We start from the raw sequence: 15,669 nt of genomic DNA, 5'->3' as shown, positions 1-15,669 counted from the left end.
GCGATCATGGAAGTGATCTACCCGCGCTGCGCCGGACTGGACGTGCACAAGGAGACGGTGGTGGCGTGCGTGCGCATCGCCCGCGACGGCCCACCCTTGCAGGAGGTGCGCACCTTCCAGACGACTACCTCGGGCCTGCTGGCCCTTGGCGACTGGCTCGACTCCTTCGGCGTCGAGCACGTCGCCATGGAGGCCACCGGCGTGTACTGGAAGCCAGTGTGGCACGTGCTCGAAGGCCACTTCGAGCTCGTGCTGGCCAACGCCGCGCACGTGAAGAACGTTCCTGGCCGCAAGACCGACGTCAACGACGCGATGTGGCTGGCGGACTTGCTGGCCCACGGCCTGATCCGCGCCAGCTTCGTGCCGCCGGTGGCGGTACAGGAACTGCGCTCGCTCACGCGCACCCGCAAGCAGTTCGTGCGCGAGCGCAGCGCGCACGTCCAACGCATCGAGAAGGTGCTCGAAGACGCCAACTTGAAGCTTGGCGTCGTGCTGGCCGATATCGTGGGCAAGAGCGGCCGGGCCGTGTTGCAGGCCCTCATCGGCGGCGAGCGCGATCCCGAGCGCCTGGTCTCGCTGGTCAGCGTGCGCGTCAAGGCCAGCCGTGCCGAGTTGCTCGAAGCGCTGCGCGGCCGCGTCAGCGCTCACCACCGCTTCATGCTCAAGCTGCACCTGGGGCACATCGATGCGCTGGATCAGGCCATCGCCGCCATCGAGAAGGAGGTGGGTCAAGGGCTGGCGCCCTTTCGGCACGCCGCCAAGCTGCTGAGCACCATGCCGGGCCTCAGCGAGGTCAGCGCCCATGTGGTCGTGGCCGAGATCGGTATCGACATGTCGCGCTTCGCCACCCCGGCTCATCTGCTGTCCTGGGCCTGCATGTGCCCGCGCAACGACGAGAGCGCCGGCAAGCGTCGCAGCGTTCGCTTGCGCCGTGGCGGCAGGTGGCTCAAGACCACCCTCGTGCAAGCCGCCTGGGCAGCCATCAAAGTCAAGGGCAGCTACCTGCAGGCGCAGTTCCACCGCCTGCGCGCTCGTCGCGGCGCCAAGAAGGCGATCATCGGCGTGGCCGCCTCGATGCTCACCGCGGCTTGGCACATGCTGCGCGACGGCACCGAGTGGCATGACCTCGGCGCCGCCCACTTCGATCGCGCCGACGCCCACAAGACCGCCACCCGACTGGTGCGCAGGCTTCAGCAGATCGGTTACGCCGTACAACTCACGCCGGCTGCATGAAGATAGTTTCATCCTAGTGCACGAAGCCGATGCCGCGGCGCTCCCTCACCTGCGGTTTGACACGGTGCTCGCTTTCCAGTTGGGCCAGGAACTCGTCGGGCTCGAAGGTCGTGCCCAGGATGTCCACCTGCCGCCTCACCGCGGCAAAGTCCCCGGCCGCCAGCTGGTCGAGCTGTGCCAGGCGCTGTCGCTGCTCGTCGCTCAGGCGGGTTGCGTCGCCCGCCAGCGCCTCGGCGATGAACATGCGCTCGCGCTGCGCGCCGGTCAGCGGCTGGAAGCGGATCTTGAAGGTGAAGCGGCGCAGCGCCGCCTCGTCGATGTCCTCGAACAGGTTGGTGGTGCAGATGAAGATGCCGGCAAAGCGCTCCATGCCCTGCAGCATCTCGTTGACCTCGCTGACCTCGTAGTTGCGCTCGGCGCGGCGGCGGCTGCGCATGAAGCTGTCGGCCTCGTCGAGCAGCAGCACGGCCTGCTCCTGCTCGGCGGCCTCGAACATGCGCGCCATGGCCTGCTCGGTCTCGCCGACGTACTTGCTGACCAGGTCGCTGGCCTGGCGGATCATCAGCGCTCGGCCCAGCTCGCGGGCGATGTGCTCGGCCAGCGCGGTCTTGCCGGTGCCCGGCGGGCCGTAGAAGCACAGCGCACCGTGCCCGCGGCGCTGCAGCGCCTCGACGATGCGTGGCACCGGGAAGCGCGACTCCACGTTCAGCAACCCTAGGTCGTACTGCGTGACCACTCGGCGCGCGCTGCGGTCGCCGCGGTTCGCGTTGCCCAGCGCCTTGTCGGCGTGGGCGAGCTGGCGCTCGATCAGGCCCTCCAGACATTCGTCGGCCGGTGCTGCCGCGGCCTCGTCGGCCGCCGCCGTGCCGATCAGCCGGGCGAAGCGCACCGCGGTGCGGATCTGCGCGGGCGTCAGCGTGCCGCGCTGGGCCAGGCGCTGGGTGAAGTCGGCACTGACCTGGGTGCCGGCCAGCGCGCGCTGCACCAGCGCCTCGCGGGCGCCGGGCGGGGGTGACTTCAGCTCCAGGTGGTACTGGAAGCGGCGGCGGAAGGCCACGTCGATCTGCTCGATGCGGTTGGTCACCCAGATCACCGGCACCGGGTTGGTCTCCAGGATCTGGTTGACCCAGGCCTTGCCGTTGACCGAGTGGCCGGCCGGGCCCTCGCCACTGTTGTCCAGGCGCGCCAACAGCTGGGCGGCGTCGGCGCTGACGGGCGGGAAGACGTCTTCCACCTCGTCGAAGAGCAGCGCCACGTTCGGGCTGGCCTTCAGGAAGACCTGGCTGATCTGCAGCGAGCGGTAGCGGTCGCGCCCCGAGAGGGCGTTCCCGTCGCGGTCGGCGTATTCCACCTCGTAGAGCTCCAGCCCGGCGGCCTGCGCGGCCACGCGGGCCAACTCGGTCTTGCCGGTGCCAGGCGGGCCGTAGAGCAGCAGGTTGACGCCGGCCTCGCGGCGCTGCACCGCGTGGTGCAGCAAGGTGGTGAGCAGCTCCACCTCCTCGGCGACGAAGCTGAAGTCGGTCGGCGTCAGCTCGGTCTTGGTGGCGGGGCGGGTGAACACCGCCATCAGGTCCTGCGGATCGCGGTACTCGCGCATCAGCACCGGCGGCAGCTGGTCGCTGACCTTCATCAGGTCGGCCAGGTCCGTGATGTTGTGCTCGGAGATCAGGTTCTCGATCATGCCGATGCGCTCCAGCCGGCTGCCGGCGCGCAGCGCCTCGGCCACCTCGCGCTCGTCCACGCCGGCCACTTCGGCGATCGCCGCGTAGGCCTCCTGGGCGCTGGCGACCTTGAACTCCACCAGCAGGCCGCGCAGGTCGCGCTGGTAGCGAGCCAGCGTGCCGTAGAGCAGCAGCGCGCGCTCGCCCGGGTTGAGCTGCAGCAGGCCGGACAGCAGCTCGACGTTGTCCTGCACCAGCGTGCGGGCCCCGCGCAGGCTGGCGCCCAGCCAGTCGTTGCTGGTGCCCAGCACCGCCATCAGGTCCTTGGGGGCGTCCTTGATGTACTCGTCGAGGTAGAAGAACAGCGTGTCTTCCTCGTAGGGGCCGCGCCAGCTGCCGTGGCGGGTGAGGAAGGCGATGTCGTCGAGCGCCTCATGCCCGGCCCAGGCCTCGTGGCTGCGCACGCGCCGGCCCAGGAAGTCGCGCAGCCGCGTCAGCACCGACTGCGGCCAGACCAGGTGCCGGGCCGTCAGCGCCAGCACGCTGTTCCAGTCCCGCCGGCCGGCAAAGCGCAGCGCCTGGCGCTGCAGCAGGCTGAGAATGAAGTGGGTGCACAGCCGGTCCAGCACCGGCGCATCGGCCAGCCCGGGCGACAGCAGCACCTGGGTCGACCCCAGGCGCTGGCGCGAGCGCCGAGCCGAACTCTTGCCCGCAGGCGGGGCGGTCACATCCTTGCGCATCGTTCCCTCCGCCGGGCGGCCACGGCGGGTGGCCGACGGACCCCCGCGGGCACCCCCCGCCGGGGTGATCTTCGCGCCAACGGGGCAACCCGTGCAAGTGTGGGTGTGGGGGGATGACCGGAGGTTCAGTGCAGCACGACCGGCTGCTGCGCGAGCTGGGTGTAGCCGGAGAGGTAGTCGTCGATCTCCTCGGCGCTGGGCGAGCGGCGGATCAGGTCCTCGACGCCGGCCTTGAAGTGCTCGGCCATCGAGCCGTCCAGGAAGACGCCGCGGCGGGTCTGCTTGTCGACGATCTCGTAGCCGCCACGGTTCAGCACCTCGGCCGTGCCGACGCCTTCGGTGGCCGCATCGGCCGCAGTGGCGTCGAGCGGAACCGGCACCTCGATCTGGACGACGGCAAAGTGGTCCGAGTTGTAGAGCATGTGCATGGTGGCAACCTCCTGATGCTCAGAGTGGGGCGCGCACCGAAGGTTTCAAGGGCGATGCCCGGGATGTTGCCCCGCCGTGCTGTTCAGCGCGGCCGGGGCAGGGGCTGCCAGTCGGTGAGCTGCAGGACGAGCGGGTCACCGCGGGCCTCGCGCAGCTCCACGCGCACCGGCCAGTGGCTGCGCCGAGGGTCGGTCCAGACCTCGGCGTGGGTGTCGAAGGGGTCATCGGGCTCGCGCCGCAGGTGCAGCAGGCCGTCCGCCTCGTGGCGCATCACGGTGAAGGTCCAGCGCTGCACATCGCCGCCGACGGCAGCCACGGTCATCGGGACGTGGCTGCCGTCGGGCGGGGAGCCGCCCGGCCAGCCGTTCAGCCGGCTGGCCAGCTGCACCAGCCAGCTCAGGCGGTCCTGCGTGCCCGCCTCCAGCGCGACGGGGGTGGGCCGGGTCGAGAAACGCAGTTCACCCGCGTCGGCCTCGGCCGAGCCGGCGGCGGGCCGCACGAAGCTGAGCGCGCGCTCGCTCTTGCCCAGGCGCTTGTCGGTGTGGCGCAGCGGCGCGACGCCGCAGGCATCGACGCCACCCTCGCTGGTCTGGCGCAGCAGCGTGCCGAACAGCGGGACCTGCCCCTCCAGGCGCAGCCGGTAGCGCTCGCCGTCCAGTTGCCAGGACAGCAGGCCGTCGCCACGCAGGCCCCCGCGCTGCAGGCTGTAGCGCACCTGGACGGGAGGCGGCAGGTGCTCGGGGCGCACGGCCGGACAGGCGGGGGCGGCGGAGGGCGTGGTGGAGGACGTGGTGGAGGACGTGGTGGAGTGTCCGGTGGTGTGTGTGGTGGCGTGTACAGCGGGGCGCTCGGAGGCCGGGGCGAGGGCAGCGGTCTGGGCCAGCAGGGCTGCCCCGATGGCCACCGGCGCTTCCTGCGGGCTGGCCGGCGGCGACAAGGCCACGGCACCGGGCGGCCCGGCCGGTGGGTCAGGCACCTTGGCGGCGCTGCGGGGCCGGCGGCTCGGTGGGAGAGCCGATGCGGCGGTGCTGCCTGAAGCGGCTCTTCGGTCCTGCGGCACCTCGGCAGCGGGCGTGGGCACCATGGCGGGCGGTGTCGCGACCGTCGTGGCCATCACCGTTCGCGGCACCGATGTGCCCGACGGTGGCGAGGCGGTTGGTGCGGAGGGCGTGGTGGGCCGATGGGCCGGGGTCTCGCTGCGCTGCAGCAGCCCGAGGTGGACGGCCAGCACCAGCGCACCCAGGCCCAGCAGGGCCAGCCAGCGTCGGCGCGGCAAGGGGGAGCTCATGGGGCGAAATCTACAATGCCGCCCCTTTCGGGCCGGGACGGCCCCGTCCGCAACCCCCACGACCGCGCCTCATCCCATGAAACTCGCGACCTACAAGGACGGCTCCCGCGATGGCCAGCTGGTGGTGGTCTCACGCGACCTGAGCCTGGCCCACTACGCCACCGGCGTGGCCACCCGGCTGCAGCAGGTGCTGGACGACTGGAACTTCCTCGCGCCGCTGCTGCAGGACCTGTCCGAGACGCTCAACCACGGCAAGGCGCGCCACGCCTTCGCCTTCGATCCGCAGATGTGCATGGCACCGCTGCCGCGCGCCTTCGGCCGGTCGCTGGCGCGGGCCTGGCCGAGCCATGCCGAGCAGCTCGCCGCGGCCGCCGGGGTGACTCCCCCCGCGGGTCTGCGCAATGGAAGCGCACAGCGCCTGTGCCCGGCCGACATGTGGCTCGGGCCCACCGACGACGTGTTCTTTCCGCTCGGCGCGCCTGCCGGTGGCGAGGCACCGTGGCCCGACTTCGCCGCCGGGCTGGCGGTGATCGTGGGCGATGTCGAGGCGGGCGTGTCGCCCGACCAGGCGCTCGAAGGCGTGCGGCTGCTGACGTTGGTGAACGACTGGACGCTGCACCCGGCGGCCGAGGACCCGGCGCAGCTGCTCGACCTGGCCGAGCGCGCTCAGGACCTCGGCGGCTGGGCCGCCTGTGCACCGGTGGCGGTGACGCTCGACGAGCTCGGGCCGGGCTGGCAGCGTGGCCGGCTGCAGGCCCGCCTCGAGGTGGCGCTGAACGGCCAGCCCTGGGGCGCATTGGACACGGCAGAGGGCATGGCCATCCACTTCGGCCAGCTGATTGCCCAGCTGGCACGGCAGCGGCCGCTGCGTGCGGGCGTCGTCGTCGGTGCCGGCCCGGTCAGCCAGGCCGGGGCGGCGGGCTGCGCCTCCTGGCTGGAGCAGCGCGCTCGCTCGCTGTGCGCTGTGCCGGCTGCGGACGACGCCCCGGCCCGCAAGGGGCGCGCTGGCCGGGGGCGACCCACGGAACCGGTGCCGTCCGGCGCCGGGCCGCAGCCGCCGCTGCAGGAGGGCGACCAGGTGCGCATCGAGCTGTTCGGCGCCGACGGGATGAGCCTGTGCGGTGCGATCGAGCAGGCCTGGCTGCCGGTGTGAAGCCAACGTGATGCCGGGACGGGCCGGCGCGCAGTCGGCCCGTCCCGGTGACAGCACCCGGGCGCACCGGCACAATGGACCGGCGCCAAGACGCGCACGTTCCGCCCCCGCCCAGAACCCCGAGGAGATGCCCCGTGTCCGATGCCAACAGCTACGCCCAGGCCTACACCGACGCCTTTGCCAAGTTCGTGCCCGGTTTCGACTTCCTGCAAGGCCTGGTGAAGAACGCCGGCCACACCCTGCCGGCGATGGGTCAGTGGGTCGCGCCGGTGCTCGACCCGGCCGAGCTGGACCGCCGCATCGCCGAGCTGCGCACCGTGCAGTTCTGGCTGGAGCAGAACGCCCGCATGATTTCCGCGACCATCCAGGCCATGGAGGTGCAGCGCATGACGCTGTCCGCGCTGCAGGGCATGAACGTGTCGATGGGTGACCTCAGCGAGGCGCTGAAGATCCGCGTGCCCGATGTCTTCAGTGCCGCTGCGCCGGCCCCGGCCCCGGCCCCGGCAAAGGGCGCGGCGCCCGCCGCGGCGCCCACTCCCGCGGACCAGCCGGAGGACGATGGCCCGGCGGCGCCACCCGCGGTGGACCCGATGCAGTGGTGGGGCGCGCTGACCCAGCAGTTCACCCAGCTGGCCACGCAGGCGATGCAGGCCACCAGCGAGGCGGCCAACCAGGCCAGCCAGGCCATGCAGGCCGCGGGGGCTGCGGCCAGCGAGACGGCCAAGGCCGCCACGGACGCCGCGACCGAGGCGATGGCGCAGGCCGCGCCGGTGGCTGCCGCGGCGGTCGATTCGGTCAAGGCCGCCGCGCAGGCCGTGGTGCAGGCGGTGCCGAAGCCGGCGCCGCGCCCCGCGAGCGCGCCTGCGGATGCCTCCGCGGATCCCTCCACTGCGGCGCCCAAGAAGGCCGCCAAGACTGCAGCCAAGAAGGCTCCGGCTCACCCGGCCACCGCCGAGCCCGCTGCGGCGAAGAAGGCCACCCAGCGCAAGCCGGCCGCCTGAAGCAGTCCACCCGTCATGAGCCTGAGCCCCTTTCGCGTCGGCCACGCCACCCACCCGGACCCGCACATGGCGCTGGCCCTGGCGGCGGCCCAGCTTGAGGCGCAGGCCGCCCTGGATGTCGCAGGGGGCGCCGCGCCGGCCACGCTGGGCTGGGTCTACATCACCGACCACTACGCCGACGCGGCCGACTCCATCCTCGCCGAGCTGCGCCAGCGCTGGCCCGCCGTGGACTGGGTGGGCTGCGTGGGGGTGGGCGTGGCGGTCAGCGGCGTCGAGTACTTCGACGAGCCGGCGCTGGTGCTCATGCTGGCGGCGCTGCCGCGCGAGCACTTCACCCTCTTCAACGGCGAGCGGCCGCTGGCGGCGGGCGCCGCCCACGCGGCGCTGGTGCATGCCGACGGCAGCGAGGCGGACATGCCCGGATTGATCGAGGAGCTGGCCGCGCGCACCGCCGGGGGTTACCTGTTCGGCGGCCTGTGTGCCTCGCGCGGGCGCAGCGTGCAGTTCAGCGCGCCAGCCGCATCGGCGGCCTCCGCCGGGCAGGGCGTCTACGCGGGCGGCGTGTCGGGCGTCGGCTTCAGCGCGGCGGTGTCGCTGTGCTCGCGGCTGACGCAGGGCTGCCAGCCGATCGGCCCGGTGCGGCAGGTCACTGCCGTGCAGCACAACCTGGTGCTGGGCCTGGACGGCCAGCCGGCGTTGCCCTGCCTGCTGGGTGACCTGGGCGTGACGCTGGACGAGCCCCGTGAGGCGCTGCCGCGGCTGCGCGCCACGCTGGTGGGGCTGACCGATGGGCGCGACGACGTGCTCGCGCGGGGCGGGCAGTTCGGCCGCGATACCCGGGTGCGCCACCTGATCGGCCTGGACCCGGCGCGCGCCGGCGTGGCGGTGGCAGACCGGGTTGAGCCTGGCATGCAGCTGGCGTTCTGTCGGCGCGACGTGCAGGCAGCCCGGCTGGACTTGGTGCGCATCTGCGCGGAGCTGCGCGACGAGCTCAGCCCGCCGGAGTTCGACGACGTGGCCGCCGACGGCGTGCCGACCAAGCCCGAGGACCGCGTGGCCGGTGCGATCTACATCAGCTGCTCGGGTCGGGGCGGGCCCCATTTCGGCGGGCCATCGGCAGAGATGCAGATCCTGCGTCATGCGCTGGGCGACGTGCCGCTGGTGGGGTTTTTTGCCGGTGGCGAGATCGCCCGGCGCCATCTCTACGGCTACACGGGAGTGCTGACGCTGTTCCTGCGCGAGTGAGGCCCTGATCGTAGCCCCGCGGAACGCCGGCCACGGCGATATTGATCACCTTCGATGCATGCCTCAGCCCGACGAGGGCGTCGCCGGGTATTACAGTGTCAGGTGGTTGCGCCCGCACGATGCGGGTGTGCAGGCTGACGAGTGCCACCGCGGCCACCGCGGGTGCGGCAGCGGGTTGGGCGGGCTGCCCGTTCGCGGCCGCAGTCGCAGCCAATCCAGTCGATGGAGACCTTGATCCGATGAATGCCCCCTTGCCGCGCGCAGCGGCCGATGCCCCGGTGTCGGCCGGTGTCGACCGGCCCCTTCCTGCCCACCCGCCTGCGGCGGTGGATGCGGCCGCACGTCGCCAGCGCCAGGCCGAGGTCGTGGCGGCGCTGTCCACGCAGCTGCCGCGCAGCGCGCTGCTCTGGCAGGACGAGGACACCACCCCCTACGAATGCGATGGGCTGACTGCCTACCGCGAACGACCGCTGGTGGTGGCGCTGCCGGAGACCGACGAGCAGGTGGTGGCCGTGCTGCGCACCTGCCGCCGCCTGGAGGTGCCGGTGGTCGCGCGCGGCGCCGGCACCGGCCTGTCCGGCGGGGCGATGCCGCATGCGATGGGCGTGACGCTGTCGCTGGCGCGCTTTAACCGCATCCTGGCGGTGGACCGGCGTGCCCGCATCGCGCGAGTGCAGTGCGGCGTGCGCAACCTGGCGATCAGCGAGGCGGCCTCGCCGCACGGGCTGTACTACGCGCCCGATCCCTCCAGCCAGATCGCCTGCACCATCGGCGGCAACGTGGCGGAGAACTCCGGCGGCGTGCACTGCCTGAAGTACGGCCTGACGCTGCACAACGTGCTGCGCGTGCGTGGCTACACCATCGAAGGCGAGGCGGTGGAGTTCGGCTCCGAGGCGCTGGATGCACCGGGCCTGGACCTGCTGGCGCTGGTGGTGGGCAGCGAGGGCATGCTGGCGGTGGTCACTGAGGTCACGGTCAAGCTGGTGCCCAAGCCGCAGGTGGCGCGCTGCATCATGGCCAGCTTTGCCAGCGTGCAGTCGGCGGGCGAGGCGGTGGCCCAGGTGATTGCCGAGGGCATCATCCCGGCGGGCCTGGAGATGATGGACCGGCCGATGACCGCGGCGGTCGAGGACTTCGTGCGCGCTGGCTACGACCTGAAGGCCGCCGCCATCCTGCTGTGCGAGAGCGACGGCACGCCCGAGGAGGTGGACGAGGAGATCCGCCGCATGACCGAGGTGCTCAGCGGCTGCGGCGCGACCCGCCTGGAGGTCAGCCGCGACGAGGCGCAGCGCCTGCGCTTCTGGAGCGGGCGCAAGAACGCCTTTCCGGCCAGCGGGCGCATCAGCCCCGACTACATGTGCATGGACTCGACCATCCCGCGCAAGCGCCTGGCCGACATCCTCACCGCCATCACCGAGATGGAGGCCCGCTACGAGCTGCGCTGCGTGAACGTCTTCCACGCCGGGGACGGCAACCTGCACCCGCTGATCCTCTTCGATGCCAACCAGCCGGGCGAGCTGGCGCGGGCCGAGGCCTTTGGCGCCGAGATCCTGGAGACCAGCGTGCGCCTGGGGGGCACCGTCACCGGCGAGCATGGCGTGGGCATCGAGAAGCTGGCGTCGATGTGTGTGCAGTTCTCGCCCGAGGAGCGCGAGCAGATGCTGGCACTCAAGCGGGCCTTCGACCCCGCCGGGCTGTTGAACCCCGGCAAGGTCATCCCGACGCTGCACCGCTGTGCAGAGTACGGAAGGATGCATGTCAAGAAGGGCCTGCTGCCCTTTGCCGAGTTGCCCCGCTTCTGAGCGCATGGCTTGGCTAGGCGGCGCCGAATCGATCCCACCGATCCCAACGATCCTAGAAGAACACATCGCATGAGCAAGGCCCTGAACAGCCTCGTCGACCGGGTGCGCACTGCGCGGGAGGCGCACACACCACTGGCCATCCGTGGTGCCGGCACCAAGTCTTTCTACGGCGAAGCGATTCGCGGCGCCACGCTGGACACCCGCGAGCTCTCGGGCATCAGCAGCTATGAGCCGAGCGAGCTGGTGCTGACGGCCCGGGCCGGCACGCCGCTGGCCGACGTGGAGGCGGCGCTGGCCGAACGGGGGCAGTGCCTGCCCTTCGAGCCGCCACGCTACCCGGACCCCGAGCGCCCCGGCCAGCGCGGCGGCACCATCGGTGGTGTCGTGGCGGCGGGCCTGGCCGGACCGGCCCGGGCGGCCGTGGGCAATGTGCGCGACTTCGTGCTCGGCGCGACGCTGCTCAACGGGCGGGCCGAGGTCCTCAGCTTCGGCGGCCAGGTGATGAAGAACGTCGCCGGGTATGACGTCTCGCGTGCGCTGGCCGGTTCGCTGGGCGTGTTGGGCCTGATCTGCGAGGTGTCGCTGAAGGTGCTGCCGGTGTTGCCCGCCACGGCGACGCTGCGCTTCGACTGCGGCGAGGCCGAGGCCATCGAGCGCCTGCAGGGCTGGGGCGGCCAGCCCCTGCCGGTACATGCCAGCGCCTGGTGGCAGGGGGCGCTGGTGGTGCGCCTGTCCGGGGCGGTGGCTGCGGTGAATTCGGCGGCATCGAAGATGGGGGGAGAGGTGATCGACCCCTACCTGGCGCAGCGGTTCTGGAACGGCATGCGCGACCAGACCGACGAGTTCTTCGCCGAGGCTCGCCGCTCGTTGGCCGACGGTGCCGCGCTGTGGCGCATCGGCCTGCCTGCCGGGGCGGCGCCGCTGCCGCTGAGTGGCGAGCAGTTGATCGAATGGGGCGGCGCGCAGCGCTGGTGGGTCACGCGCGAGCCGGCCGAGCGCGTGCGGTCCCTGGCGGCGCGCTCAGGTGGGCATGCAACGCTGTTCAGGGCCCGGGACAAGGCGGCGGTGCTCGGCGCCGGTGGCAGCGTGTTCACCCCGTTGGCCGCACCGCTGGCGCGCATCCACCGCGAGCTCAAGCAGGCCTTCGACCCCGATGGCCTGTTCAACCCTGGGCGCCTGTACCCCGAACTCTGAATGCGTCCGCTGCCGACTCCGGCGCGACGACTTGACCCAGCCTGACGATTTCCTGCCGCTGCCATGCAAACCCAACTGGCCCCTGAATTCCGCGGCACCGTCGACGGTGATGCTGCCGAGGCGATCCTGCGCCGCTGTGTGCACTGCGGCTTCTGCACCGCCACCTGCCCCACCTACCAGCTGCTGGGCGACGAACTCGACGGGCCGCGCGGGCGCATCTACCTGATCAAGCAGGTCCTCGAAGGGGCGGCGCCCACCCGCAAGACGCAGGAGCACCTCGATCGCTGCCTGACCTGCCGCAACTGCGAGACCACCTGCCCCTCCGGGGTGCAGTACGGCCAGCTCATCGAGATTGGCCGCAAGGTGGTCGATGCCAAGGTCGAGCGCCCGGCGGCGGAACAGCGCGTGCGCTGGCTGCTGCGCGAGGGGATGACGTCGGCCGGATTCGGCACCGCGCTCAAGCTCGGCCAGGCGGTGCGCCCCCTGTTGCCCGCCGTGCTGAAGAACAAGGTGCCGCCCAAGGCCAGTGGGGCCGGGCGAGCGTCCGCCCATCGCTGGCCGACGCGCCAACACGAGCGCAAGGTGCTGATGCTGCTGGGCTGCGTGCAGCCCTCCCTGGCCCCCAACATCAACAGCGCCACCGCTCGGGTTCTGGACGCCTGCGGCATCCAGACCCTGGTGGCCGACGAGGTGCGTTGCTGCGGTGCGGTGCGAGCCCACCTGGGCGACCACGACAAGGCCCGCGCTGAAATGCGTCGCAACATCGACGCCTGGTGGCCGCTGGTCGAGGGCCTGGGTGGCGGTACCACCGTCGAGGCCATCGTCATCAATGCCTCCGGGTGCGGGCTGATGGTCAAGGAGTATGGCCACGCGCTGGCGGACGACCCGGCCTATGCAGAGAAGGCACGACGCATTTCTGCCGTTGCAAAGGACGTGTCGGAGTTGCTGCCGCTGATCGTCGGCCCGCTGAAGTCCCGTCTCGGCGGGCAGTCGCCCGCGGGCGCCGTGCCGCGGCGCCTGGCCTACCACCCGCCCTGCACGCTGCAGCATGGCCAGAAATTGCGGGGTGGCGTCGAAGCGGCGCTGATCGAACTGGGGTTCGAGGTGTCCCTCGCCTCCCGCGACAGCCACCTGTGCTGCGGCTCGGCCGGCACCTACTCAGTTCTGCAGCCCGAGCTGTCCACGCAACTGCGTGAGCGCAAGCTGCAGGCGCTTGCTGACGTCGAGCCGCAGGCGATCGTGTCGGGCAACATTGGCTGCATCCAGCACCTGCAGACGGGAACAGCTACGCCCGTGAGGCACTGGATCGAGGTGCTGGACGAACTGGTCGACCGCTGAACAACATCGGGCGCCCGAGGGGCGGCGCTTCTGCCCTCTTTGCCTGCCTGTGCAGAGTGGTGCCGACGTCTTTTGACTTTTTCTCGAACCCACTTGCAAAGCAAGGAGGGTTGTTGTTATAGTAGAGAGCTTCGCTGCTCACTGACTTGTTGGTGATTGGCGGGGCGGCTGGAGGCGGTTTGCGAGGTTTGCAGATTGCTTGTCGAGGCGGTGAATCCTGAGAGGGGTTGGTTGCTGAGGCGGTTGTGGGGCGCGAAGCGAACGGCGACGCGAACGCAATAACCAGACGGTTGACAGGGTTTTGTTTTTAAAGCATAATTTCTGTCTTCGCTGCTGATTGCTGACGCAAACAACAGCAAGCAAGTCGAAAGACGCTTGTTGAATTGTTCGGTGATTGGTGGTTCCGGTTGATGCCGGATTGCTCTTCGGGGCGTGTTCTTTAAAAATCTACAGCCGATAAGCGTGGGCGTTTGAAGGCCTTGTGCCGAACCGAGGTAACTCGGTATTCAAACGCTCACGGAAATGAAGTGTAGCTACGGACTTTGGTCCGTTGTGAGTCTTCGATTCCGTTGAGTAAATCAAGATCGAACTGAAGAGTTTGATCCTGGCTCAGATTGAACGCTGGCGGTATGCCTTACACATGCAAGTCGAACGGTAGGGGGAGCAATCCCCTGAGAGTGGCGAACGGGTGAGTAATACATCGGAACGTGCCCAGTCGTGGGGGATAACGTAGCGAAAGCTACGCTAATACCGCATACGACCTGAGGGTGAAAGCGGGGGACCGAAAGGCCTCGCGCGATTGGAGCGGCCGATGGCAGATTAGGTAGTTGGTGGGGTAAAGGCCCACCAAGCCTGCGATCTGTAGCTGGTCTGAGAGGACGACCAGCCACACTGGGACTGAGACACGGCCCAGACTCCTACGGGAGGCAGCAGTGGGGAATTTTGGACAATGGGCGCAAGCCTGATCCAGCCATACCGCGTGCGGGAAGAAGGCCTTCGGGTTGTAAACCGCTTTTGTCAGGGAAGAAATCTTCTGGGTTAATACCTCGGGAGGATGACGGTACCTGAAGAATAAGCACCGGCTAACTACGTGCCAGCAGCCGCGGTAATACGTAGGGTGCAAGCGTTAATCGGAATTACTGGGCGTAAAGCGTGCGCAGGCGGTTGTGTAAGACAGATGTGAAATCCCCGGGCTCAACCTGGGAACTGCATTTGTGACTGCACAGCTGGAGTACGGTAGAGGGGGATGGAATTCCGCGTGTAGCAGTGAAATGCGTAGATATGCGGAGGAACACCGATGGCGAAGGCAGTCCCCTGGACCTGTACTGACGCTCATGCACGAAAGCGTGGGGAGCAAACAGGATTAGATACCCTGGTAGTCCACGCCCTAAACGATGTCAACTGGTTGTTGGGTGGGTTTCTACTCAGTAACGAAGCTAACGCGTGAAGTTGACCGCCTGGGGAGTACGGCCGCAAGGTTGAAACTCAAAGGAATTGACGGGGACCCGCACAAGCGGTGGATGATGTGGTTTAATTCGATGCAACGCGAAAAACCTTACCTACCCTTGACATGGCAAGAATCCTGGAGAGATCTGGGAGTGCTCGAAAGAGAACTTGCACACAGGTGCTGCATGGCCGTCGTCAGCTCGTGTCGTGAGATGTTGGGTTAAGTCCCGCAACGAGCGCAACCCTTGTCATCAGTTGCTACGTAAGGGCACTCTGATGAGACTGCCGGTGACAAACCGGAGGAAGGTGGGGATGACGTCAGGTCCTCATGGCCCTTATGGGTAGGGCTACACACGTCATACAATGGCCGGTACAGAGGGCTGCCAACCCGCGAGGGGGAGCCAATCCCAGAAAACCGGTCGTAGTCCGGATCGCAGTCTGCAACTCGACTGCGTGAAGTCGGAATCGCTAGTAATCGCGGATCAGCTTGCCGCGGTGAATACGTTCCCGGGTCTTGTACACACCGCCCGTCACACCATGGGAGCGGGTTCTGCCAGAAGTAGTTAGCCTAACCGCAAGGGGGGCGATTACCACGGCAGGGTTCGTGACTGGGGTGAAGTCGTAACAAGGTAGCCGTATCGGAAGGTGCGGCTGGATCACCTCCTTTCTGGAAAATGACCGAGCCGGAATCGTGGTTGAGCAATCAACAATGATTCGAGAGCAAAGTCCAAGGCCTTGGCCTTCAACGCGCCCACACTTATCGGCTGTAAAAACGACAGTGACAGAAGAGATTGGGGTCTGTAGCTCAGTCGGTTAGAGCACCGTCTTGATAAGGCGGGGGTCGTTGGTTCGAATCCAACCAGACCCACCACGGATACCTGAAGGTCGATGACCTGAGGGGAATCGAGGGGGATTAGCTCAGCTGGGAGAGCACCTGCTTTGCAAGCAGGGGGTCGTCGGTTCGATCCCGTCATCCTCCACCAAACTTCTGAACAAGTCGATGCTAACCAAAGGCACGAGGCGCTTGAGCGTGTGGTGATTTTGGTTAGCCATCGAGAGTTGGCTGTTGTTCTTTAACAATTTGTAGAGTCGAATCAGCGTTGTTGGCGGAAAGCCGACCAGGGGTAAAGGCCTGGAAG

Annotated in this window: 10 protein-coding genes, 2 tRNA genes and 1 rRNA gene; 10 read left to right on the top strand and 3 right to left on the bottom strand. The window is 69.0% G+C overall.

Annotation, left to right across the window (positions count from 1 at the left end; genetic code table 11):
* Nucleotides 1-6: 6 nt before the first annotated feature.
* Nucleotides 7-1,233: an IS110 family RNA-guided transposase gene (locus NGK70_RS24050; protein WP_251969340.1), complete on the top strand. Its 1,227-nt coding sequence runs from the start codon at nt 7-9 to the stop codon at nt 1,231-1,233.
* A gap of 13 nt (nt 1,234-1,246) precedes the next feature.
* On the opposite strand, the gene NGK70_RS24045 is transcribed toward NGK70_RS24050, so the two are convergent.
* From NGK70_RS24045 to NGK70_RS24035, 3 genes are all read right to left on the bottom strand, one after another.
* Nucleotides 1,247-3,634 carry an ATP-binding protein gene (locus NGK70_RS24045; RefSeq protein ID WP_251970968.1) on the bottom strand — a complete coding sequence of 796 codons (2,388 nt, stop codon included), beginning with the start codon at nt 3,632-3,634 and terminating at the stop codon, nt 1,247-1,249.
* A 125-nt stretch (nt 3,635-3,759) separates the two neighbouring features.
* Nucleotides 3,760-4,062, bottom strand: coding sequence for a BTH_I0359 family protein (locus NGK70_RS24040; RefSeq protein ID WP_251970967.1), 303 nt, complete (start codon nt 4,060-4,062; stop codon nt 3,760-3,762).
* Between the two features lie 83 nt (nt 4,063-4,145).
* A complete protein-coding gene (locus tag NGK70_RS24035) occupies nt 4,146-5,351 on the bottom strand; it encodes a DUF3108 domain-containing protein (protein ID WP_251970966.1) in 1,206 nt (401 codons plus the stop codon).
* 76 nt (nt 5,352-5,427) lie between these two features.
* On the opposite strand from NGK70_RS24035, the gene NGK70_RS24030 reads away from it, so the two are divergent.
* The 9 genes from NGK70_RS24030 (at nt 5,428) to NGK70_RS23990 (ending at nt 15,513) form a co-directional block, all read left to right on the top strand.
* A complete protein-coding gene (locus tag NGK70_RS24030) occupies nt 5,428-6,504 on the top strand; it encodes a fumarylacetoacetate hydrolase family protein (protein WP_251970965.1) in 1,077 nt (358 codons plus the stop codon).
* Nucleotides 6,505-6,638: 134 nt separating this feature from the next.
* Nucleotides 6,639-7,505: a PhaM family polyhydroxyalkanoate granule multifunctional regulatory protein gene (locus NGK70_RS24025; protein ID WP_251970964.1), complete on the top strand. Its 867-nt coding sequence runs from the start codon at nt 6,639-6,641 to the stop codon at nt 7,503-7,505.
* Between the two features lie 21 nt (nt 7,506-7,526).
* The gene (locus NGK70_RS24020; RefSeq protein ID WP_428985625.1) at nt 7,527-8,750 is read left to right on the top strand and encodes an FIST signal transduction protein; all 1,224 of its coding nucleotides are present in this window, start codon (nt 7,527-7,529) and stop codon (nt 8,748-8,750) included.
* A 239-nt stretch (nt 8,751-8,989) separates the two neighbouring features.
* A complete protein-coding gene (locus NGK70_RS24015) occupies nt 8,990-10,552 on the top strand; it encodes an FAD-linked oxidase C-terminal domain-containing protein (protein ID WP_251970962.1) in 1,563 nt (520 codons plus the stop codon).
* A 69-nt stretch (nt 10,553-10,621) separates the two neighbouring features.
* Nucleotides 10,622-11,746, top strand: a complete 1,125-nt coding sequence (gene glcE / locus NGK70_RS24010) for a glycolate oxidase subunit GlcE (protein WP_251970961.1) — start codon at nt 10,622-10,624, stop codon at nt 11,744-11,746.
* Nucleotides 11,747-11,809: 63 nt separating this feature from the next.
* Nucleotides 11,810-13,084, top strand: a complete 1,275-nt coding sequence (gene glcF, locus NGK70_RS24005) for a glycolate oxidase subunit GlcF (protein WP_251970960.1) — start codon at nt 11,810-11,812, stop codon at nt 13,082-13,084.
* A 586-nt stretch (nt 13,085-13,670) separates the two neighbouring features.
* Nucleotides 13,671-15,197, top strand: a 16S ribosomal RNA gene (locus tag NGK70_RS24000).
* Between the two features lie 127 nt (nt 15,198-15,324).
* Nucleotides 15,325-15,401, top strand: a tRNA-Ile gene (locus NGK70_RS23995).
* Between the two features lie 36 nt (nt 15,402-15,437).
* Nucleotides 15,438-15,513, top strand: a tRNA-Ala gene (locus NGK70_RS23990).
* The last annotated feature ends 156 nt before the right edge of the window (nt 15,514-15,669 follow it).

Source organism: Sphaerotilus microaerophilus (assembly GCF_023734135.1).
Taxonomy (GTDB): Bacteria; Pseudomonadota; Gammaproteobacteria; order Burkholderiales; family Burkholderiaceae_C; genus Sphaerotilus; species Sphaerotilus microaerophilus.
The sequence above is the reverse complement of the archived record's forward strand: the minus strand, read 5'-3'. Positions and strand labels throughout refer to the sequence as shown.

Coding starts and splice junctions, on each gene's coding strand:
- NGK70_RS24040 (WP_251970967.1), bottom strand. CDS start 4,062: ATGCACATGCTCTACAACTCGGACCACTTTGCCGTCGTCCAGATCGAG.
- NGK70_RS24050 (WP_251969340.1), top strand. CDS start 7: ATGGAAGTGATCTACCCGCGCTGCGCCGGACTGGACGTGCACAAGGAG.
- glcF (WP_251970960.1), top strand. CDS start 11,810: ATGCAAACCCAACTGGCCCCTGAATTCCGCGGCACCGTCGACGGTGAT.
- NGK70_RS24015 (WP_251970962.1), top strand. CDS start 8,990: ATGAATGCCCCCTTGCCGCGCGCAGCGGCCGATGCCCCGGTGTCGGCC.
- NGK70_RS24045 (WP_251970968.1), bottom strand. CDS start 3,634: ATGCGCAAGGATGTGACCGCCCCGCCTGCGGGCAAGAGTTCGGCTCGG.
- glcE (WP_251970961.1), top strand. CDS start 10,622: ATGAGCAAGGCCCTGAACAGCCTCGTCGACCGGGTGCGCACTGCGCGG.
- NGK70_RS24035 (WP_251970966.1), bottom strand. CDS start 5,351: ATGAGCTCCCCCTTGCCGCGCCGACGCTGGCTGGCCCTGCTGGGCCTG.
- NGK70_RS24030 (WP_251970965.1), top strand. CDS start 5,428: ATGAAACTCGCGACCTACAAGGACGGCTCCCGCGATGGCCAGCTGGTG.